The organism is Bradyrhizobium lablabi (assembly GCF_001440475.1).
GTDB classification, from domain to species: Bacteria; Pseudomonadota; Alphaproteobacteria; order Rhizobiales; family Xanthobacteraceae; genus Bradyrhizobium; species Bradyrhizobium lablabi.
Window position 1 is genome coordinate 37752 of record NZ_LLYB01000081.1, and the last position, 18452, is coordinate 56203.

An 18452-nucleotide genomic window follows, 5' to 3' on the forward strand; every position below is an offset into this window, starting at 1 on the left:
CGTCTATTCCTTTTCGATTCTGGATTTGAAGAACCTGGTGCTCTCCTCCAGTGCTTCGTTCTCTGTGATCATGCTGACGCGGACCCGCTTGGTCGGATCGGCGCCGCATGCCAGGAGCAGGGCGCGGCTGGTTGGTTCGAGGGCAGGGTGCTTGTGCGCGTTGGTTTTGACGGCGAACTTCCGGATGAACTCCCTGGCCTCGGGAATCTGCCAAAGCTCGCGCGGGTCTTCGTCGTAGCCGCCGAAATGCACCGTGATGGCGGTCGACGGTTGAACCTTCAGCGCCTGCCAGGACATGACGGCAGTCGCCAGCGCCTTGCGGCTCAGATCGTCCGCGCTGCCAATCGAGAAAAACACCACGGTCCGTTCCAGATCCTGGAGCTTGCCGGAAACAATGCTGTCGTGCGTGGCGTATTCGATCCTGGCCATTAGACTTGCTCCTGGCGCAAATTGACTCGTCCCTTGTCGAGGTACGCCTGGCAAATCCGGCGCACCAATTCGGTCAGCTTGATCCTGTTCATGCGCGCCAACAGTTCGAGCTGTTCGAAATCGTGGTCGTCAAAATGGGCGGCGATCTTGCGACGCGCCGTCATGGGTCTCTCCGCGGTCCGACCAGAATCGACGGGGACATCGGAAACTCCACGCCGATTGGCCTCCACAAGTGGAGACAGAAAGGGTGGCAATCGACGTATGATGCTTTCGGCGGATGAAACTCGACGACGCACTCGTCTTCCCGCCAGAACAGATCCTTGACGAAACACATCTCGGCCCAGTTCGGCGTCCGCCGTTCGGTCGACACCGAGACGTGCTCCCAGCGATATTCGAAGTCGAGCCCGCTGGAGATGATCTTCAACTCGGCGCCCTTCGGTCCCATCACAAAGAAGGCGCCGGCCGGGCCGTCCTGCATCGACGACCCCCAGGGGCCAGCGCGCAAGCGACCGTTTTCCAGAACGGAAGGCAATACGGGCCTCATACCTTCTCCTCGACCTGGACAAACATCCATTCTTCGATGAAGCGCTGGATCGCCAGCGCGAGGTCGTGGCAATAGAGCTGATAGAGTTCAGGATCCCGGCAGCACGGTTCGTCCTGAAGGAAGTGTTCGGCCAGCGCGTAGCAGTTCGAATCGAAGCTCTGAGCCGGCTTCGGTCGGTCCGCCGTCGTCATATCGGTCGCCATTTCCTGTTGACGACGCGCTTGCCGATGAACCATTGGCCCGACGATCTCCGAAACTCGGCTTCGAAGAAGGCTTTGACGTCGGTGCCCGTCGCCTTTTGGGTGGCGAAATCGAGCGGCTGTTGCACCATGTTCCGACAATTCTTGGCGTAAACCAGCGCCAATTGGTTCGGGTCGTTGGTGACGAGGGGTCTTTGAACCTTGACGATGTCGGTCATGCCGACTCCTTCAGCCACTGCTTGCCATAGACGTGCACGACGCGGGTGCCGATCTGCTGCAACACCACGCCTTCCTTGCCTTCCAGCGTCCGATAGTCGCCGATCACGACGCCATTGAATCCGTCGTGCGCGATTTCGTACCGGGTGTGCATGTGCCAGGGTGTTTCCCGCCCGTGGCCGCAGACCCGGCAGTCGCCCTGGGCCTGAAGATCCGGCATGTAGTAGTGCATCGAAACCGTGCCCGTGACGCGCTTGACGCGGCCATTGGCCTCCAGGGCGTCAATGAAGGTCCGCAGCGCGGATTCGTAGAAGTGCCGCGCTCGCGGATAATCGTCGTCAACGACAGCGGGCAGGGCGTTGAAGGTCTTGATCAGCGCCGCCAGGGTGTCGAATTCATCCGTCTGCGCTTGCAGCCGAGCGAGATCCAGGACTGTCATCGACGACACCTCCATCCGTACCGGCCGTCCTTGACCTTGCGCATGCCGTGACGCTGGCAAACGTCGCGCGGTTTCGCTTTTGGTCTTGCCCTTTCCTTGTCCGGGGTTTGCGCCATCACGCGCTTGGTCTTCACCGGCTGCGGCGCCAGGCTGCGCTCGGCCTCTACCGGCATCAGGATACGCTCGACCTTCACCGGTTGCGGTTCCGGCGCGAGCAGCGCGAGACGATCCTGCTTCTTGGCCGGCACCGACGCGACCGGCTGCCAACGGTCATCGAACAGATCCGGCGCGTAGCGCTGGAATTGTGCCAACGCCGGCTTCACCGGCTTCGACTTCGCCGCCAGTACGGCCGCGAACATGCCGGAGAATGCCAGTGCGGCGGCGAGCGCGAGACTGATCGACCATGGCGGGGGCTTGATCCAGATCATGACTCATCCCCACCGCATGTTCAGTTTCAGCTGCAGCCGCAAGGCATCGATAATGGCCTCGACTGTCATGACCACTCCTGTCAGGCGGATCCGGATGTCGGCAGATTGCGTGCAGAGTATTCGACGATGAATCGGCGCAGCTCGGCGTCGATCTGGTCCATGCGCCGGAGGTCGGCGTCGGTCGGCTCGCTGCCGGGATCCAGCAGCCCGCCCGTGATGGAGTGGAAGACGTGCTGGGCGCCGGCAAAGAAAGCGTTGCGCATTTCTTCGAGCTGGATCCGCGGCGCGTCTTCGAGCTTGCAGGCAATGCGAAGGCCGACCCAGCCGGCTTCGATCAGAAGTCCTTCGTCGACCAGTCGCCTGGTCAGCGCTTCGAGATAAGCGCGATCAGCCATCCGCTTTCTCCCTTGGACAGGATCTTCTCAGCTAAAGAGATGGGCGATGAAGGCGCCGCTGATTGACCCATACCAAAATAATTTTGGACGGTCCAATAAAATTTTGGGTCAAAGGATTTTTGGAAGTGACAGCGATTCCGCTTGACCGCAACAAGGGCGGGCGTAGGCTATGGGTGTGAATGCAGGCGCAGGNCATCCCAGGCCGTCGCTATTTCACGCAATAAAAACCGAGAGGGATAACAATCNGGATGCACGTGAATACGACGGGGGAATACGCCAATGAACTCACGGGTGACGTCGTTACGTCTACAGGCCTATGCATGCGTACCTGAATTTCCGCCAGACGCAGATAAGGAAGAACTACTGAAGTTACTTAGCGAGGAGGTTCAAAGAGTCAGAGACGGAAGGACGTCGACATTCTTCGCCGCCGAGTGGCATGGCTTCTCAGACGAAGACGTCTTGGTGATGCTCAACGAGCTGATCGACTTCGTGCAAAACTGCTTTTTTAGGGAACGCTCTTAGTTCAGTACGCTGACGACTTTACGGAACGCTCTAGTTCAGAGAGCTGACGCCTTAGTGAGGCTGGAAGACGAGAAGTATTACCTTCGAATATGTAATCACTAGGGACTTGTCGCTTATCAATTTGAACGCGTTCTAAAATAAGCATCATGACTCTCAAAGTTACTGGAGAGCCTCTTTCAATATTGTTCCAACGATTTGGATGCATGTCTAATAGACGAGCGAACTCTGACTGNTCCAGCCACAAGTTTTCTTAGAGCGACGAGTCTTCGACGGATCGCTNTTTTTGTCATTGCTTGCTTCGGTCATAAACCGAAAATTGCATAGAACTAGAATTCTAGCAACGCCAAAAAGCTCCTTCTCCAAAAAATTTTGGAAAGTGGTGCTCTGTAATGTTCACAAAGTGACTTAAAGAGCGCTTATAAGACACCAAAAAAGTTTTGGAGGAAAGATGTTGCTCCAAAAAAATTTTGGAATTAGGATGTCTCCCGCCTTGGGGAGACATCATGAAAACTATCTCAAATGTCGCGGAAATTGTTGAGGTTTTGGGCGGCATCGAACGGGTGGCCGCCCTGACCGAAGCCAAGGATCCGGCCGTTTGGAATTGGGTCTACGCCTTCGAAGCCTTCCCGGCGAACACCTACTTCGTCCTCATCGAAGCTCTCAAGCAACGCGGTTACACCGCACCTCCGCACCTGTGGAAGATGCGTGGCATTCGTTTGAGGAAGCGGGCGGCGGCTCGTTTGAAGAGGCGGACGGGCACTCGTTTGAAGAAGCGGGCGGCCTAAGCTCGCAACCTTTCGTTGGTCACTTAAAGGAATTTTCCGCGGAGCTTGTCCCTCTCGCGTCGCGGAGAGGCCATCGGAAGGGGCGGCGCGCGTCCCTTTCGGTGGCGAACCTTAAGAACAATAAGGGAAGCTTTTATGACAAAGGTCGCTCACCTCTCCGAAATTCCGTCGAACGGGTCTCTCGACCGTCACGCCGCGATCCTCGCCGACATTCAAAAGATGCGAGACGAACTCGTCTCGACCCACGATACGAATGACCAGCTTCGTGCGGATCTTCATCGTGAGGAAGACCGCGTCGCCCTTCTTGTCCAGGAGCGCGACCGCTGGCGTACCGAAGCGCTGATCTTCCGTAGCCGTCTGATCGAACTCGCCACCGCAATGGCGAATATCGGCCTGCTCACACGGTCCGCCCAAGAGATCGTCCTTACCGTCAACGAGCTGAACAACGCCACCTCCAGCGAAGCGCTGGGCAAGCTGGAGGAGGCTTTCGAACAGGGAAACCACGCTGCGGCATAAGGATCAGCTCCATGAGCGATTTCGATCTCAACGAGTCCCGTAAAGGCCGCGACGACGGCATGGCGCAGGTGATCGGACACAATCTGACCTTCGCGGATGAATTCGCCCAGGCCATCGACCGGCTGCCGCGTGGCTGGGTTGGGACCTGCGAGGACATTCGCAAGGACTGGCGCGGCACTCAGCCGGCGTCGCCGAATGCCTGGGGCGCGTGCTGGAACGCCGCCAAGCGGCGCGGCCAGCTGGTGCAGCTGCAACAGCAGGTCGCCATGACCGCCAACAAGTCGCACGCGCGGAAAACGCATCTTCATCGCAGGGCGTGAGGGAGCGCCGGCATTTCTGGAAGGGCTTCATCATGACCATCACCGACATCGTTGAAGCACGTGTTCGCCCGCATCGGCACCACAACTCGGAATCCGCACCTTGGTATACCAAGCAGGGCATGACCGACAGACTGGTTGCATTGCACCGGGACGGCCTCGGTTTCACCGCCATTGCCCGGATCCTCGCGGAGGAATTCCAGCTCAAGGTTACGAAGAACCAGGTTATCGGGAAGGCCCGGCGCCTGACCTTGCCGCCGCGTCGAGGACCGGACCTGCCGCGGCCGGCGAAGCCACGGAAAAGCCGGGCGAGGCCACACGCTCCGCTGCCGCGTCTCAGCAACGGCCGGTTCGGGCCGAAGCTCTCGGTGCCGTTGCCGGCGCCGGATGTTGTGTTGCAGCCGTTGTTGCCGGCGCTGGCGCTGCCTCGCCAGGACTGGCGGGTCGCGAACCTCCCGGTGCTTGCGCTCAAGCCGGGCGAGTGCCGCTTCCCGTTCGGTGATCCTCCTTTTCAGTTTTGCGGCCGGCCCCAGGTCGGAGGCTGCGCCTACTGCGCTGGACATCTCGCCATCGCTTTCCGTCCGCGGAGGGAGTGGTGATGCCTGACCGTCATGTCATGCCGATGCGCCGCCGCGCCGAGACTTTCGGGATCCAATTCTGCGGCTTCGAGTACACCGTCACCGTCGGCTACTTCGAGACCGGCGCCGTCGGCGAAGCTTTCATTACTGGTGGGAAATCGGGGCAGGCCATCGAGGCGATTGCTCGGGACGCCGCCGTGCTTCTGAGCCTGGCGCTGCAGTTCGGGATGCCGCTCGAAATGATCCGGCATGCCATTACCAGGGATTCTCAGGGGCATCCGTCCAGCATTCTCGGCGCCGTCGTCGACCGGTTGATGGAGGCGGCGGCATGAGCAAATACGCCCTCTGTTCCTGTTGCAAGCAACCGCTGCCGTCACTCAAGCGCGGCGGCGTGTATCTGCCGCCACGAAAGGCGCAGATCTTCGACACCATCGACCGCAACCCCGGCATCAGCGCGCTCGGCATTATCGCCAAATGTTACAATGGGAATGCGACGACCAACGCCGTGCGCGTTCACGTCGCGCAAATCAACTGTCTTCTGATGGAGAGCGGCGTCCGTATCCGCATCAGCGGCGACGGCATCGACATGCGTGGATCGTACCGGATCGTTCGGCCGCAGGAAGGAAAGGTGGCGGCATGATGACGTTCGCCAATGCACCATGGACCGATGAAGAAGTCGTCAACCTGAACCGCTGGCAATCGGTCGGTTGGGTGCATGAATATACTTGCCCGAACGATCATTCCGGCTCGCGTGTCCTGGTCGCCGGCAGGAACGGCTGGTCGTGCCCGAGCTGCGTCTATACGCAGAACTGGGCGCATCCCGGCGCGCTGGAGGGACCGCCGCCGAATCCGTTCGAGACGCACGCCAATCCGGCCTGGCTCAGCCTCATGCTGGAGCTGACGCGGGTCGTCTGCCTGACTCATCGTCGCTTCAACGCCGACGACGTCATGGATCTCTATGATGCCATCGAGCACGCGCCGACGACGCCGGAGGCGCGGGCGATGGGGCCGGTCCTGCAGAAGGCGGCGAAGGCCGGCTACTGCAAGAAGACCAAGCTGACCGAGAAGTCCCGCCGGAAGGGAAGCCGCGGCCGGTCGCTGACTATGTGGGAGTCTTTGATCTGCGAGGTGCGGCGATGATCGCTTTTGCCTGCCGCGTCGATCATGACCCGCGCGAACCGAGCGAGCACAAGCTGCAGACTCAGGTGATCGACCTGATCGATATCGGCAAGACGCATCCGGACATCTTCGCCTTCGCGATTCCGAACGCCGGCCGGCGCGGCTTCCAGACCGCCACCAAGATGAAGGCCGAGGGTCTGAGGGCCGGTGTCGCCGATGTCTGCGTCATGCTGCTGGAAGGCCGCACCGGATGGCTCGAACTGAAAAAGCGCAAGGGCGGCCGGCAGTCGGACGAACAAAAGGGATTCGAAGCCAGGTGCAAACGCCTGGGCCATCCGTATGCGCTGGCGCGCACGCTGGATGAAGCCATCACCGCGCTGGTTCGCTGGGGCGTGCTGAAGCCAACCAATTTCTGAGGGAGACAATCATGCACCATGTGCCAGTAAAGCTCACGCCAGAGCAGGCCGCAATCCATCGCAAGGCGTACCTGAAGAATCTTCATTACAGCAAGCCGGGCGACGCCGACATCATTCGCACCTACCGCCACATTGAGAAGGGCGGATTGGTGATCAAGGCGCTGGAGTCCATTGCGACGGCCGGCGTTGACGAGCTGGGCCTGCCGAAGCTCGCCATCGCTCGCGCCGATCAGAAGGTCTGTCATCTCAGCATGCACGGCAACGGCGGCGCCACGATGTCGCCGGGTGGCCGGACGCGTCGGAACTCGCGGCGCAGTCAAACGAGCTGGTTCGATTTCCCGGCGAAGACGTTCCCGGAGAAGTCTGGCTGGCGCAGCGCCGAGGCAATCGTGCCCCTGGTGCCGCTTAGTCTTCGGCCGAAGCGGGCGCTGGAGGCCTATCACATCCTGTTCGAGGCGGATTGGCGCAAGGCGCCGCCTATCGATCCGTTTTTGCTGAAGCGCCTGAGCACACACGCCGATTTGTGGTTGGTCGTTTGCGCTTGGGATTTGACCGAGGTCGAGCGCGCTGTGCTGGCGGGACGCGTCTGATGGGCAAGGTCAAGCTTCTGCAGAGCGACAGTCAGGCGCCGATGAAGCCGTCGGCGCAGACGCAGAAGCTTGTCGATACCAACCGCCAGATGCGCCGGTATCGCGCCTGGAAGGGCGAGCAGTTCGAGCTGATCGCGCGTGGTGGATCCGGCGAGCAGTGGCGCGAGCTGCGCATGGTGTTGCGCCTGATGTCCTACGAGGAGATCGAGCTGCGCCTGGTCGAGCACATCAGGCACCAGACCTGGCTGCTCGAAGCTGACGAGGAAACTCGCGCAGCGGCCTTGAGCCTGATCCATGGCGCCATCATCAAGCTTCGCATTCGCAACGGCTATGCGCCGCTCAACGACTCGCTGCCTGGCGAGCCGCCGACTGCATTCGAGCGCATCCGTGAACTCTTGCAAGTGACGTAAACCCCGGAGCGCAAACATGGAACGCAGACTCAGGATTATTACGGCAGACGAGCGGATGGCGCAGGACAAGGGCGTCAAGGCCCTGATCATCGGGCCGGCCGGCGTCGGCAAGACGACGCTGCTGCGAACGCTGGATCCGAAGACGACGTTGTTTGTCGACCTGGAGGCCGGCGATCTCGCGGTGCGCGACTGGCCGGTCGCGACGCTGCAGCCGCGGACGTGGGAGGAGTGCCGGAATCTCGCGGCCTATCTCGGCGGTCCAAATCCATCGCTGCCACCTACCGCCTGTTACAGTCAGGCACACTACGACGCCATGGTCGAGGTGATGGGGCCGGCCGACGCGATCAAGCAATACGAGACCTTCTTTATCGATTCCATCACGGTCGCGAGCAGGCTGTGCTTTCGCTGGGCCGAGCAGCAGCCCGAAAGCTTCAACGACAAGGGCAAGAAGAACCTGCTTGGCACCTACGGTCTGATGGGCCGCGAGATGATCGCCTGGCTGACGCATCTCCAGCACACGCGCGACAAGAATGTTTTCTTCGTCGGGATCCTGGAGCTGGTACGCGACGACTACAACGTTTCATCGTGGGAGCCGCAAATCGAGGGCTCGAAGACCGGCAAGGAATTGCCGGGCATCGTCGACGAGATCCTGACGATGCAGTTCATCAATTTCGGCGACGGCGACCTGGTCCGCGCGCTGGTCTGCACGCAACCGAACCCGTGGAAATTCCCGGCCAAGGATCGTTCCGGCAAGCTCGACCAGATCGAGGAGCCGCACCTTGGCAAGCTGATGGCCAAGATCGCCGCCGACAAGCCGCGGCATCCGGTCTCGCATGAACTCCCGCAACTCACCACCACCGAAGCAGCCTAATCAAAGGAGAACGAGACATGCCCATGGATTTCAACAACGCACCGGAGCAGCGCGATTTCAGCGTGATGGATGACGGCACCATCGCCGTATGTCAGATCAACATTCGTCCCGGCAATGCCGGTGAGGGTGGCTGGCTCAAGCGCTCGAAGAACGGCGACAGCATGGGGCTCGATATCGAGTTCACTGTGGTGGGCGGCACCTATGACAAGCGGAAGTTCTGGTCGTTCTGGGTGCTGGAGGGTGTGACGGACGGCCATCAGAAGGCGGCCGACATTTCCGCCGGCCGAATCCGCGCCGTGCTGGAGAGCGCCCGCGGCGTTCGTCCGGACGATCAGAGCGACGAAGCCAAGGCCGCGCGCCGTCTCAACGACTTCAGCGAACTCGACGGCATCCGCTTCATCGGCAAGATCGGGATCGAGCGGGCCGAGGAGGGATCGCGCTACAAGGACAAGAATGTTCTCGATGCCGCGATCACGCCCGACCGTACCGCCTGGACCAAGGTCGAGCAGAACCTGCGCAGCGCTACCGCGGTCGCGGCAATCGGCTCGACACTCGGCGGCGCACAGCCTGCGTTCGCCGGCAAGACTGAAAAGCCGAAGTGGGCCACCGGCTAGGAGCACGCCGATGGCCGCGCCAGTTCAAAAGCTGCGCAACGCCGAGGCGGAGTGGATGGCGAAAGCCACTCAGTCCGCCATCGACGCCATGCGCGACGTGATCTCCGAGCACGGCGTCAACAGCCGCGCGTCGGTCGGATCGCTGTCGGACCTGGAGATGGGCTGGTTCGCCTGCGCGGCCATCTTCGGCTGGATCAAGACCAAGGCGGAGCATGCGGTCGCGGAAGGCGTCGGCTACGACGAGAAAATCATGTTCATGCCGGATTATTTTCCGGAGCCGTGGGATGCCGGCGCGGTTGCTTCGATTCTGCCGGCGCTCGCAGATCTCAAGGGAATCCCTTGGCACAAGCCGATTGGCGAGTGGTCGAGCAAGGAAGTGATCCGTTTCACGTGGAACGCTTATTTCCTGATCGAACGCGCCATCCGCCATCGCGCTGAAGGCGCCGAAGGCAAGCTAACACAAGATTCGCAGGCGCGCACCGAGCGCGAAATGAGCACGCGGCATGGCGGACCGCTGATGTCGCGGAAGGAGATGGACGATGTCGAACCTCCGTTCTGATGAACCACGGATCCGCGTCACACGCACGATTGTCTACGAAGGCCGCGAGAGCTGGGTGCGGCAGACGCTTGAACATTCGTTCATCGGTTCGAGCATCTTCGCCGTCGCCAGTGGACGCATCTTCGAGAGCGGAAGGATTGAGGAACCGCTGCCGGCGGAGGAGGACGACGACAATGCTTGACTTCAACCCACCGCTCTCGACCGAACTCAACAACGCGCTCAACGCCGTTCTGGATACGGCGGCACAGATCCGCGAGCGCGAGGAACAGCGCGACTATCTCGGCGCCTCGGCGATTGGCTCGGAATGTCTGCGCAAGGTGCAGTTTGACTGGATGCGCGACTCCGTGTTCCCGGCGCGCACGCGGCGGATCTTCGACCGCGGTCACGCGTCGGAGGAAAAGATCGCAGCGTCGTTCAAGCTCGCCGGCTTCGAGCTGGAGCGCGGCACGGCGCGATGCGAATATTCGACCGCCGACGGCTCGTTCAAAGGGCACTGCGACGGCATTCTGCACAACGGTCCCAGGATCGGCCTGAAGTTTCCCTGCCTCTGGGAGAACAAGTGCCTGGGATCCTCGGGCTGGAAGAAGATCGAGAAGTACGGGCTGCGCGCGTCGTACCCGGTCTATTACGACCAGTGCCAGCTTTACATGGCCTATCTCGGTCTCGACGAAAACCCGGCGCTGTTTACCGCGGAGAACGCCGACACCTGTCATCTGCTGGCGGTGTTGGTCGATTTCGACGCCGCAGCGGCGCAGGCGGCATCCGACAGGGCCGCGCACATCATCCGCGCGACGCGTGCCGGTGAATTGCTGCCGCGCATCACCGAGAAGGGGCCGGACGATTGGCGCTGCAAGATGTGCTCGCACAGTCCGTATTGCTGGAGCCTGAACCATTAGAGGTTAGGTATCGCTATGGTCAGCGATGACGATATCAAGCGGCGGGACAAGCTGCTCGGCATGCTCAGCAGCAATTTCGACGGCGAGCGCGCGACGGCTAGTGCAATGCTGGCGAAAATGGCGGCATCCTACAAGATGACGATTCCCGAACTGTGCCAGGCCGGCGCCAAGCCGGCGAGTTCGTCGGGGCCACGTCCTGGTCCCGGTCCGTCGCCAGGACCGAAGCCGGGTCCGAAGGATCCGAACGCACTCGACAACGAGATGCTGATGATGCTGCGCAAGGTGATCGATCATCATCTCGATTTGGTCACCGCGTGGGAGGAGGAGTTCCTGGAGAACGTCACGGATCGATATTACCGCGACGCCGATCTTTCGCCGAAGCAAACCAGCGTCGCCATGCGGATCCTGGAGAAGGTGGCGTTGAACGCCGGCAAACCGCGCGATGGATTTAGACCGGTATAGGGATGACTGGCCGTGCTCGACTTCAACGACGCACCAAAGCAGGACGAATTGCGCGCGGAGAAACCCGCGCAGCCGCGTCGTGATGGCAAGGTCGACAAGACCGACATCAAGGAGCGGTTGAACGCCGACGTGCGCGGCTTTGTGCAGTGGCTGTATTCCGGCCGCGCCTTTATGCACCGTACCGAGGCGCGGATCGGCAACATCCTGGGCGAGGCCGGCACGTCGCTCTGTATCGAGCTGGGCGGCGTCAACGCTGGCCAATGGTACGATCACGCCACCGATGAGGGTGGCGATATCATTTCGCTCTACCGCGGCTTTATGGGCTACAGCGGCATCTCCGAATTCGACCGCTCATTGCGCGAGATCGCCGCCGACTACTTCCACGATATCGTGCTGGACCAACCGGCCTGGACCGCGGCGCGACGCACGACACCGAGCGAGAAAATCGCCGTCAACAAGGTCAAGTGGGGCGACAAGCCGCGCGAGGAGGAAGAAGTCCTCGGAGCGCCGATTGCAACGTTCCGCTACTACGATATCGACAACAACCTGATCGCCGCTGTCACGCGCTACGAACCGAAGACATTCAGGCCCTGGTGCTGGCGCACGGTCGACGGCGAAAAGAAATGGATGATCGGCTCGCCGGCCGTCCGGCCGCTGTACCATCTTCCTCAAGTCGCCAAGGCCACCGAGATTGTCCTGGTCGAGGGCGAAGGCAAGGCCGATGACCTGGCCAAGTTCGGCGTCGTCACGACGTCGATCATGGGCGGCGCCAACGCAGTCGACAAGACCAACTGGCTGCCGCTGTCGATGAAGAAGGTCTGCATCTGGGCCGACAACGACGCCGCCGGTAGGGCCTTCGCGCAGGCCGCCATCGCCAAGCTCGCCCAGATCGGCTGCAAGATCTGGGTGGTGCCGGTGCCGGCGGACAAGCCGGAGAAGTGGGATTGCGCGGATTGCATCCGTGACGGCGGAGATCCCATGGCGATTTTGGCGAGCGCCGTGGAAATCAACGGCAAGCCCGACGGGCCGCCGATCTTCGATTATCTCGACGTCAAGGGGATAAAGAGCAAGCCGGATCCGGTCTGGCTGATCGATGGCCTGATCAACGAAATGTCGCTCGGCTTCATCTATGGGCCGCCCGGCAGCCTGAAGACGTTCATCGCGCTCGGCATGGCGCTGAGCTTCGTTAGCGGCCAGCAGAAGTGGTGGGACCGCGACATCAACCGCAACGGCGCCGTGATCTATCTGTGCCGGGAGGGCGTGGCCAGTCTCAAGTTTCGGATCATGGCGTGGGAGCAATTCCACGGCGCCGAGGCTGACGATGCGCCGTTCTTCCTGATCGAGAGCAACATCAACTTCATGGCGGTCGCCGACATCAACATGTTGCTGGCAACCGTGAAGGCGATAGTCGACAAGATCAAGCAGCCGATAGCCGCCATCTTCGTCGACACCGTGAGCCGGGTACTGCCGGGCGCCAAGGAGAATGCCCAGGAAGACATGAGCCTGTTCGTCGCCGCCTGCGACGCCGTCAAGCAGGCATTCGGCTGCGTCGTGATCGGCGTCCATCACAGCAACAAGGAAGGCGGCTTCCGCGGCTCGACCGTCATGCCGGGTGCTGGCGACTTCCTGATCGAAACCCGGCGCGAACCCGGCGCGATGGAGGGCTCGATCTTCGCCGCCAAGATCAAGGATTCGGAGGACGGTTGGGAGCAGACCTTCCGCGCCGAGAAGATCGCCGTCAATCCAGCCAAGCTGTCCCTGGTCGTGGTGCCGGTGCCGGACCAGGGCAAGCGCGACGGCGTCGGCTGGCCGAGCCGGCAGGTCTGCAAGGACATCCTGACAGCCATCCAGAAGCAGTGGACGGACGGCAAGCCGTGGTGCTTCGCAGCGAACAGCTCGCGCAACGCGGTCAACAACATCATGCAACGGTGGAGCCTGAAGCGCGAGGTGGCGGCCGACATCCTGGCCACCTGGACCGCCAAGGGCATCATCGCCGAGGACATCCGCGACGTGCACAGCCACGTCAAAGGCTATCGAAAGCTGTTGGACATTTGAGGCTGGAACCCGGTGGTTCCGGGTTGAAAATGGGATTGGAACCGATGCGAAAGTGCCGAGGGCGGTCGCGCAAGTATCTGGGATCATTGGCGAAAGTAATTTGCGAAAGTGGCGAAAGCGCGGGATGGTTGTGCTGTAACCCATTGATTTCATTGACTGCGAAAGCGAAGGCGAAAGCCCCCTCCTACGGAGGGGGTTTGCGGCCGAAAGCCGCGCACTCCTGTCTCACGTAGGCTTTGCAACTTAAGCGGGAGCGACGGAAATGAGCACAAATCGCAAGCCGCCGGACGAGCTGGCCGACGTCCGGGAGCGGATCAAGGAGCTGAAGGGTCGGGAGGAGGAGCTTCGAGATCTGCTGATCTCGGGCAAGGCCGATCTGGTCGGTGACGACTACGCGGCCAAGGTTTCGACGGTGACATCGGAACGGATCGACGGCAAGAAGCTCCGCCGGGATCTCGGGCACCAGTTCCTGGAGCCGTTCCTGGTCACGGTCGAGAGCACGGTGGTCAATGTCGAGCGCATGCGGGGGGAGGGTTGAATGTCACGACGCAAGAGTCTGGCCCGGCGCGAACCCAGTGGCCGGCCGCAGCGGGTGCATCTGCATCGCGAGCTGCAACTGCCGCCGCCGTCCGAGGTGCGGCGATTGATGGATGCCGCGGTCGCGGGCATGCGGCCGGCGGAGTGGGGCACGATGCTCGGGCGGCTGTATCTCGCCGGGCGTATCACCGAAACCCAGTTCGCGGCCGGGCGGCGCTGGAGTGCGCTGGTCGCGGAATATTCGCAGGCGTGCTGCGCGCCGCGGATGCCACAATCGGCGAAGCTCGAACCCGGCGGCGGCAACGCGGTCGATCCCGATAGCGCCAAGGGCGCCAGGGAAGCCCGCCGGCATGCGCGTATGGTCGAGAGCTTCGAGAGTGGCGCCGAAGCACTTCGACGCGCTGGGATGGCTTCTGTGCGCGTTGTCAGCGCCGTCTGCGAACAGGATCTGGCGCCGGCAGGTCAGGTCGAGATCGAGGCGCTGCGAACCGGACTGCAGACGCTGGCGGCAGCGTGGTCCGCGAAAGTGCGGAGGTCGAAACCCAGCATGATGAGACCCAGCAGCATGCCGAAACCCGGTGCAGCGAAACCCAAGGCCGAAACCCAGTGTGAATAGGGATGCGGAATCCCACTGCCGAAACCCAGGCGAAACTTAGGGCGTGTACTTCAAATTCGCGATGTCCGCTTAAACACCAACAGCGGCGCCAAAGCCGACACGGACATCGACCAGGATTGTGCAAATCTCATTTTTCTCTAGGACTTTATTGCTGTTTGGAGGGATAGATGGGACTCGGAGCATATTTGTGAGCGTCGGCGCAACTTAAGGCATCGTCGAGAGAACCCTAATGACGTTATACCATTACACCACCGCCGCAGGCCTGCAGGGCATAATAGCAAGCAAATCGCTTTGGACCACCGACTACCGATTTCTGAATGACACTTCGGAGTTCCGGTACGGTTGGAAACTAGTGGTCGACGCGATGGACCGTCGCGAAGCAGAAATCAAAGAACGCTCATCGTTCGCCTGGCAGACGATTGAGCTTTTTCTGCGAGATTTGGACAAGGCGTATGCGTTTATTGGTTCACTGACGTCGCAGAGTGATCTTCTTTCGCAATGGCGGGGCTACAATCGTGGACAAGGCTTTGCGATTGGCTTCAACGAGGACTGGCTCGAGCGAAACGCCGCTGTGCAACAATTCGATATTAGTCCTGTNACTCTACGACCCTCACGAGCAGCGAGGGGCCGCTGACAAAACGGTAGACCTCNCTCATCCGGGAGTTGGCGGATGCGGCCGAACCAGCAACTGAACTTGAAAAAATCAACACATGGCGGGTACACGCAGTGAAGACGGCTCTCAGCTTGAAGGATCGTCACTTTTCCGAAGAGCAAGAATCTCGGCTTGTCTGGGCTGGTCACACGTGGCCGGTAGCCCTGAAAACGCGAGTTTCACCGGCTGGACTTGTTCCATACCGAGCATTTCAGTTTAATTTGGCGAGAGCGAGAGGTGTACATCCTAATAACTTCGGAATTGAAGAGATAATCGTAGGTCCTGCACTCGGACAACAACAGGTCATAGCCGTAGAAGCGCTACTGGCGTCCCACAGCATGCGACTGGAGATTCATCGATCCGCGATTCCCTATGTCGCGGATTAGCAATATGATGCAACATGAGCGCTCACAGGCAATTCGGCTGGGCGCCAAATGCCGACATTTGCGCAAATGGCCAGGGGCTTTTATCAGACACCAGATGCGATAACCTGATGATAGGGAGGACCAGCTACATGGCCTGGACAGTGACTAGCATTCAGCCCACTCAAATTCCAACCGGCGACGTCATGCCGGGCTTCAACCTTCAGCAAGAAGGGCACTCGCCCACTGTTACCTTCGTTTTTGAGAACGAGCAGAAAGCAAGGGAAGGTCAACAGTTGTTGGACCAGCTACTCGATATGAGCGCAGCTATCGTTCACCTTGGTGCCCGTTAGGAAACGCCGCGTTCTATCGGGACAGTTCGATGACGTTCACCAGCATCGCGTTCGGATTGGTTTCTGGCTTCGTCGGCTGGATGATAACGGAGTTTCTTGCCAAACCGTTCAGGAAAGGCATTGACCTGATAGCGGAGGCACAGTCGCTGACCATCGTCCACGCGAATGTGCAAGCTCGCTGTCGTGAAGTCGGAACGGCGGGCGATGGCCCCATAGAGCAGTTGCACATTCCCGAGGAAGCTGAACAGCGTCTGCAAACCGCAGAACGCAGCTTTCGAGAGCAAGGGGCGCGGCTACAAGCTTTCGCTCAAACGGACCGCTTCGCTGCACAAACACTAAAACTGTTCAGCATTGACATGCTCGCCGCCGGGGTCGCACTAGTCGCCATGTCGAACAGCATCGGCATTTACGGCGTCAATCGCAATCGCGCACGTACGAATCTTGAGGCCAAGCTGCGAGTCGGTGACTACAGAAAATCTCCCTAGTAGTCCAAGGTCGTGTTTTCTGAGTTGGCGCTTCCTGGCCGAACAAGCCAACGTTGCCGGCCCTGCTGCACCGAAAGCCAAGAGGCCGAAGAACCAAGGGAGGTCCGGATGGATAACATCCTCGGCTGGCTAACAAAATACTCACCACCCGTTGTTCTGCTACTTGCACTCGGCGGGATTTTTATTTTCGTATCCAAGCAGGTGACAGAAAACGCCATCTCGGCACAATTCGAGCAATACAAAAAGGAAGTCGAACTACGACTTCAAAGACGCTCTAACTTTGAGGAGCGCGTGCTTCTAGACCGCTATGTATTGGTCCGAGAAATTCACGCTAAAATTGCGACGGTGATGACGGACCTAAACCGGGCAAAGTCAGGCACAGAAGTAAAAGGATTATTCCAAGGCACCGACATTGTACCTCTAACGACCGCCTTCGAGTTAATCGAGCAAAATCGCCATCTAATCACCGAGCGCTTTCGAAAAATTCTGCGTGACCAAGCCGTGCTTGCGATGGAGTATGCCAACATCCAAGACACTGACGCCTTGAAGAGACATGTGTCTAACTACCAGGAGCTAGACGCGACCTTTGATCGGGCCATGAACGAGGTTTTTGGCCTCGACAGGATCACTTGGGAAACTCGGGATCGAGTAGCGAAACCCTGAGACTTCAGCCAAGAACAGCAGAGAATTTCTGCTTAGACCCCCAGAGTCGCCATCTGCGCTACGCCCCTAGTACCTAAAACCCCAGTGCCGAAACCCAGCATGAAACCCAGCGTGACCGAAACCCTGGCGCAGATCAAAGCGGCGCACTTCGTTGCCGGCATCGTGCTGCACGACGACGTCGTGGTCGAGACTGCGCCCATCGTGCGGCAAATGCGGCGCTGGTCGCGCGATAAGGCTCGGGAGTATTGCCGCAAATGTGGTTGGGATATCCGCGTCGTGAGCCAAACCCAGGTCGAGCCGAAACCCAGCGCGGTAACGCCGGGGATCGTGCAGCATGCGGAATCGTTCGAGGTGATGCACGCCGACGGCCGGATCGAGTTCGTCTATTACGACGAGAATCCCGGCAGCCGCGCGGTCAATGGCCGGCTCAGCAAGCAGGCGGCGTTCGTCAGGGCACAGGAGATTTTGCGGGGCGGAAACCCAGAGCGAAACCCAAAGCCTCTGTCCAGCAGGCACGCAGCCGCCGCCACCCGCGCGTATCCTCACCTCGATTGTTGTAAGCGGAACACGGCGGTGCGATAATGGGGCCGGATGGGGAGTACCGCCCATGCACGCGCCGCACACCAGTTTGCAGCGGCTTGACAGGGCAGCCGGATATGATCCGGCCAACGAACGGGCCTTTGCAACCGCACCAGCACCACGACGCCACGCTCGAACAGACCCCTACGCTCCTTCGTGAAGCCGAGGTCCAGCAGCCAGGATACCGCTTCCGCAGCTGCCGAGCTTCCCAAAGCTCCGCCGCTCAGCACGAGCGCGCGCACTGGTTTTGGCAGGTAATTGACCGAGATGACCGCGTGTTCAACGCCGTAGTCATCTCGGCTGGAGTCCTGACGGTCGTGTTGCTTGCCACAGTAATGTTTTTCCATTGAGGCCGCCAGCGATCCGGCCCTAAAGGTGTTGCGCACCTGTGCCCAACAGCACTACCATGCTCACATTCGACTCCAAGGAAGCTGACGGCCCCCGAGCCCCCGGGGGTCGTTTTTGTTCCGGGAGTCCGGTACCGGACCGTCAAAGGTTCCGGATGGAACTAGCATCCAAGCATCACCGCAGGATGGGCATTTACCGGTGATGAGAACGCTCGGTTGCGCTCCCGCCTTCCTCGAATGGAATGGAGCAGCGCCATGCAGCAACGACGCCGTTTCAAACAGACCCAGTCACTCGAAGAACGTCTTGCCGATGAAGCCAAGCGCTTGCGGGAGCAAGCCGAATTGCTTCCGCCCGGGCCGCTACGCGATGCCGTCGAAAGGAAAGCGCGGCAGGCAGAGACGGACTCGCATGTGAGCGAGTGGTTGCGATCTCCGGGGCTACAGTCTCCCAGTTGAGCAATTGCGGGCCACTCACGGCTGCCCCATCAGTTCAGCCC

At 60.3% G+C, this 18452-nt stretch carries 32 protein-coding genes; 23 read left to right on the top strand and 9 right to left on the bottom strand.

Annotated elements, in window-relative coordinates:
- Positions 1 to 3: 3 nt before the first annotated feature.
- The 8 genes from CQ14_RS21125 to CQ14_RS21155 all read right to left on the bottom strand — a co-directional run bounded on the left by CQ14_RS21125 (position 4) and on the right by CQ14_RS21155 (position 2651).
- On the bottom strand, positions 4 to 429 hold the full coding sequence (locus CQ14_RS21125; RefSeq protein ID WP_057859763.1) for a hypothetical protein: 426 nt from the start codon (positions 427 to 429) through the stop codon (positions 4 to 6).
- Positions 429 to 593: a hypothetical protein gene (locus CQ14_RS43775; RefSeq protein WP_156435219.1), complete on the bottom strand. Its 165-nt coding sequence runs from the start codon at positions 591 to 593 to the stop codon at positions 429 to 431. Before CQ14_RS43775 ends, CQ14_RS21125 begins: the two co-directional genes overlap by 1 nt.
- Entirely contained in the window at positions 590 to 973 is a 384-nt protein-coding gene (locus tag CQ14_RS21130) for a DUF7694 domain-containing protein (RefSeq protein ID WP_156435221.1), read from the bottom strand. Before CQ14_RS21130 ends, CQ14_RS43775 begins: the two co-directional genes overlap by 4 nt.
- Positions 970 to 1164, bottom strand: coding sequence for a hypothetical protein (locus CQ14_RS21135; RefSeq protein ID WP_156435223.1), 195 nt, complete (start codon positions 1162 to 1164; stop codon positions 970 to 972). The genes CQ14_RS21130 and CQ14_RS21135 overlap by 4 nt, the downstream gene beginning before the upstream one ends.
- Complete coding sequence (locus tag CQ14_RS21140; protein WP_057859766.1) at positions 1161 to 1391, bottom strand: hypothetical protein; 231 nt, start codon at positions 1389 to 1391, stop codon at positions 1161 to 1163. Before CQ14_RS21140 ends, CQ14_RS21135 begins: the two co-directional genes overlap by 4 nt.
- Positions 1388 to 1828, bottom strand: coding sequence for a hypothetical protein (locus CQ14_RS21145; protein ID WP_156435225.1), 441 nt, complete (start codon positions 1826 to 1828; stop codon positions 1388 to 1390). The genes CQ14_RS21140 and CQ14_RS21145 overlap by 4 nt, the downstream gene beginning before the upstream one ends.
- Positions 1825 to 2256: a hypothetical protein gene (locus CQ14_RS21150; RefSeq protein ID WP_057859768.1), complete on the bottom strand. Its 432-nt coding sequence runs from the start codon at positions 2254 to 2256 to the stop codon at positions 1825 to 1827. Before CQ14_RS21150 ends, CQ14_RS21145 begins: the two co-directional genes overlap by 4 nt.
- 80 nt (positions 2257 to 2336) lie before the next feature.
- Positions 2337 to 2651 carry a hypothetical protein gene (locus tag CQ14_RS21155; RefSeq protein ID WP_057859769.1) on the bottom strand — a complete coding sequence of 105 codons (315 nt, stop codon included), beginning with the start codon at positions 2649 to 2651 and terminating at the stop codon, positions 2337 to 2339.
- A 1025-nt stretch (positions 2652 to 3676) separates the two neighbouring features.
- Between CQ14_RS21155 and CQ14_RS21165 the strand changes: the two genes are divergently transcribed.
- From CQ14_RS21165 to CQ14_RS21280, 23 genes are all read left to right on the top strand, one after another.
- Complete coding sequence (locus tag CQ14_RS21165) at positions 3677 to 3958, top strand: helix-turn-helix domain-containing protein (protein ID WP_057859771.1); 282 nt, start codon at positions 3677 to 3679, stop codon at positions 3956 to 3958.
- A 135-nt stretch (positions 3959 to 4093) separates the two neighbouring features.
- Entirely contained in the window at positions 4094 to 4474 is a 381-nt protein-coding gene (locus CQ14_RS21170) for a hypothetical protein (protein WP_057859772.1), read from the top strand.
- A gap of 11 nt (positions 4475 to 4485) precedes the next feature.
- Positions 4486 to 4794 carry a hypothetical protein gene (locus CQ14_RS21175; protein ID WP_057859773.1) on the top strand — a complete coding sequence of 103 codons (309 nt, stop codon included), beginning with the start codon at positions 4486 to 4488 and terminating at the stop codon, positions 4792 to 4794.
- Between the two features lie 32 nt (positions 4795 to 4826).
- Positions 4827 to 5390: a GcrA family cell cycle regulator gene (locus tag CQ14_RS21180; protein ID WP_156435227.1), complete on the top strand. Its 564-nt coding sequence runs from the start codon at positions 4827 to 4829 to the stop codon at positions 5388 to 5390.
- The gene (locus tag CQ14_RS21185) at positions 5390 to 5701 is read left to right on the top strand and encodes a TSCPD domain-containing protein (protein ID WP_057859775.1); all 312 of its coding nucleotides are present in this window, start codon (positions 5390 to 5392) and stop codon (positions 5699 to 5701) included. The genes CQ14_RS21180 and CQ14_RS21185 overlap by 1 nt, the downstream gene beginning before the upstream one ends.
- Positions 5698 to 6009 (top strand): hypothetical protein, encoded by a 312-nt coding sequence (locus CQ14_RS21190; RefSeq protein WP_057859776.1) that lies wholly within the window; start codon positions 5698 to 5700, stop codon positions 6007 to 6009. The genes CQ14_RS21185 and CQ14_RS21190 overlap by 4 nt, the downstream gene beginning before the upstream one ends.
- On the top strand, positions 6006 to 6509 hold the full coding sequence (locus CQ14_RS21195) for a hypothetical protein (protein WP_057859777.1): 504 nt from the start codon (positions 6006 to 6008) through the stop codon (positions 6507 to 6509). Before CQ14_RS21190 ends, CQ14_RS21195 begins: the two co-directional genes overlap by 4 nt.
- Positions 6506 to 6904: a VRR-NUC domain-containing protein gene (locus CQ14_RS21200; RefSeq protein WP_057859778.1), complete on the top strand. Its 399-nt coding sequence runs from the start codon at positions 6506 to 6508 to the stop codon at positions 6902 to 6904. Before CQ14_RS21195 ends, CQ14_RS21200 begins: the two co-directional genes overlap by 4 nt.
- Before the next feature lie 11 nt (positions 6905 to 6915).
- A complete protein-coding gene (locus CQ14_RS21205) occupies positions 6916 to 7494 on the top strand; it encodes a hypothetical protein (protein WP_057859779.1) in 579 nt (192 codons plus the stop codon).
- Positions 7494 to 7904: a hypothetical protein gene (locus CQ14_RS21210; protein WP_057859780.1), complete on the top strand. Its 411-nt coding sequence runs from the start codon at positions 7494 to 7496 to the stop codon at positions 7902 to 7904. The genes CQ14_RS21205 and CQ14_RS21210 overlap by 1 nt, the downstream gene beginning before the upstream one ends.
- Positions 7905 to 7920: 16 nt before the next feature.
- Positions 7921 to 8775: an ATP-binding protein gene (locus CQ14_RS21215; protein WP_057859781.1), complete on the top strand. Its 855-nt coding sequence runs from the start codon at positions 7921 to 7923 to the stop codon at positions 8773 to 8775.
- Between the two features lie 17 nt (positions 8776 to 8792).
- Complete coding sequence (locus CQ14_RS21220) at positions 8793 to 9389, top strand: hypothetical protein (RefSeq protein ID WP_156435231.1); 597 nt, start codon at positions 8793 to 8795, stop codon at positions 9387 to 9389.
- A 10-nt stretch (positions 9390 to 9399) separates the two neighbouring features.
- Positions 9400 to 9948, top strand: a complete 549-nt coding sequence (locus tag CQ14_RS21225) for a hypothetical protein (RefSeq protein ID WP_057859783.1) — start codon at positions 9400 to 9402, stop codon at positions 9946 to 9948.
- A complete protein-coding gene (locus tag CQ14_RS21230; protein WP_057859784.1) occupies positions 9929 to 10129 on the top strand; it encodes a hypothetical protein in 201 nt (66 codons plus the stop codon). Before CQ14_RS21225 ends, CQ14_RS21230 begins: the two co-directional genes overlap by 20 nt.
- A complete protein-coding gene (locus CQ14_RS21235; RefSeq protein WP_057859785.1) occupies positions 10122 to 10844 on the top strand; it encodes a hypothetical protein in 723 nt (240 codons plus the stop codon). Before CQ14_RS21230 ends, CQ14_RS21235 begins: the two co-directional genes overlap by 8 nt.
- Positions 10845 to 10859: 15 nt before the next feature.
- Positions 10860 to 11306: a hypothetical protein gene (locus CQ14_RS21240; RefSeq protein ID WP_057859786.1), complete on the top strand. Its 447-nt coding sequence runs from the start codon at positions 10860 to 10862 to the stop codon at positions 11304 to 11306.
- 12 nt (positions 11307 to 11318) lie between these two features.
- Positions 11319 to 13361 carry an AAA family ATPase gene (locus CQ14_RS21245; RefSeq protein ID WP_057859787.1) on the top strand — a complete coding sequence of 681 codons (2043 nt, stop codon included), beginning with the start codon at positions 11319 to 11321 and terminating at the stop codon, positions 13359 to 13361.
- A 262-nt stretch (positions 13362 to 13623) separates the two neighbouring features.
- A complete protein-coding gene (locus tag CQ14_RS21250) occupies positions 13624 to 13899 on the top strand; it encodes a hypothetical protein (RefSeq protein WP_057859788.1) in 276 nt (91 codons plus the stop codon).
- Positions 13900 to 14514, top strand: a complete 615-nt coding sequence (locus tag CQ14_RS21255) for a hypothetical protein (protein WP_057859789.1) — start codon at positions 13900 to 13902, stop codon at positions 14512 to 14514. It abuts the gene before it with no gap.
- A gap of 1166 nt (positions 14515 to 15680) precedes the next feature.
- A complete protein-coding gene (locus CQ14_RS43780; RefSeq protein ID WP_156435233.1) occupies positions 15681 to 15881 on the top strand; it encodes a hypothetical protein in 201 nt (66 codons plus the stop codon).
- 29 nt (positions 15882 to 15910) lie between these two features.
- On the top strand, positions 15911 to 16366 hold the full coding sequence (locus tag CQ14_RS21270; protein ID WP_057859792.1) for a hypothetical protein: 456 nt from the start codon (positions 15911 to 15913) through the stop codon (positions 16364 to 16366).
- A 108-nt stretch (positions 16367 to 16474) separates the two neighbouring features.
- Positions 16475 to 17029 carry a hypothetical protein gene (locus tag CQ14_RS21275; protein WP_057859793.1) on the top strand — a complete coding sequence of 185 codons (555 nt, stop codon included), beginning with the start codon at positions 16475 to 16477 and terminating at the stop codon, positions 17027 to 17029.
- A 99-nt stretch (positions 17030 to 17128) separates the two neighbouring features.
- Complete coding sequence (locus CQ14_RS21280) at positions 17129 to 17611, top strand: hypothetical protein (RefSeq protein ID WP_057859794.1); 483 nt, start codon at positions 17129 to 17131, stop codon at positions 17609 to 17611.
- Here CQ14_RS21280 and CQ14_RS43785 read toward each other — a convergent pair.
- Positions 17572 to 17955 carry a hypothetical protein gene (locus CQ14_RS43785; protein WP_156435235.1) on the bottom strand — a complete coding sequence of 128 codons (384 nt, stop codon included), beginning with the start codon at positions 17953 to 17955 and terminating at the stop codon, positions 17572 to 17574. The two genes, CQ14_RS21280 and CQ14_RS43785, sit on opposite strands and share 40 nt — an antisense overlap.
- Positions 17956 to 18452 lie beyond the last annotated feature (497 nt).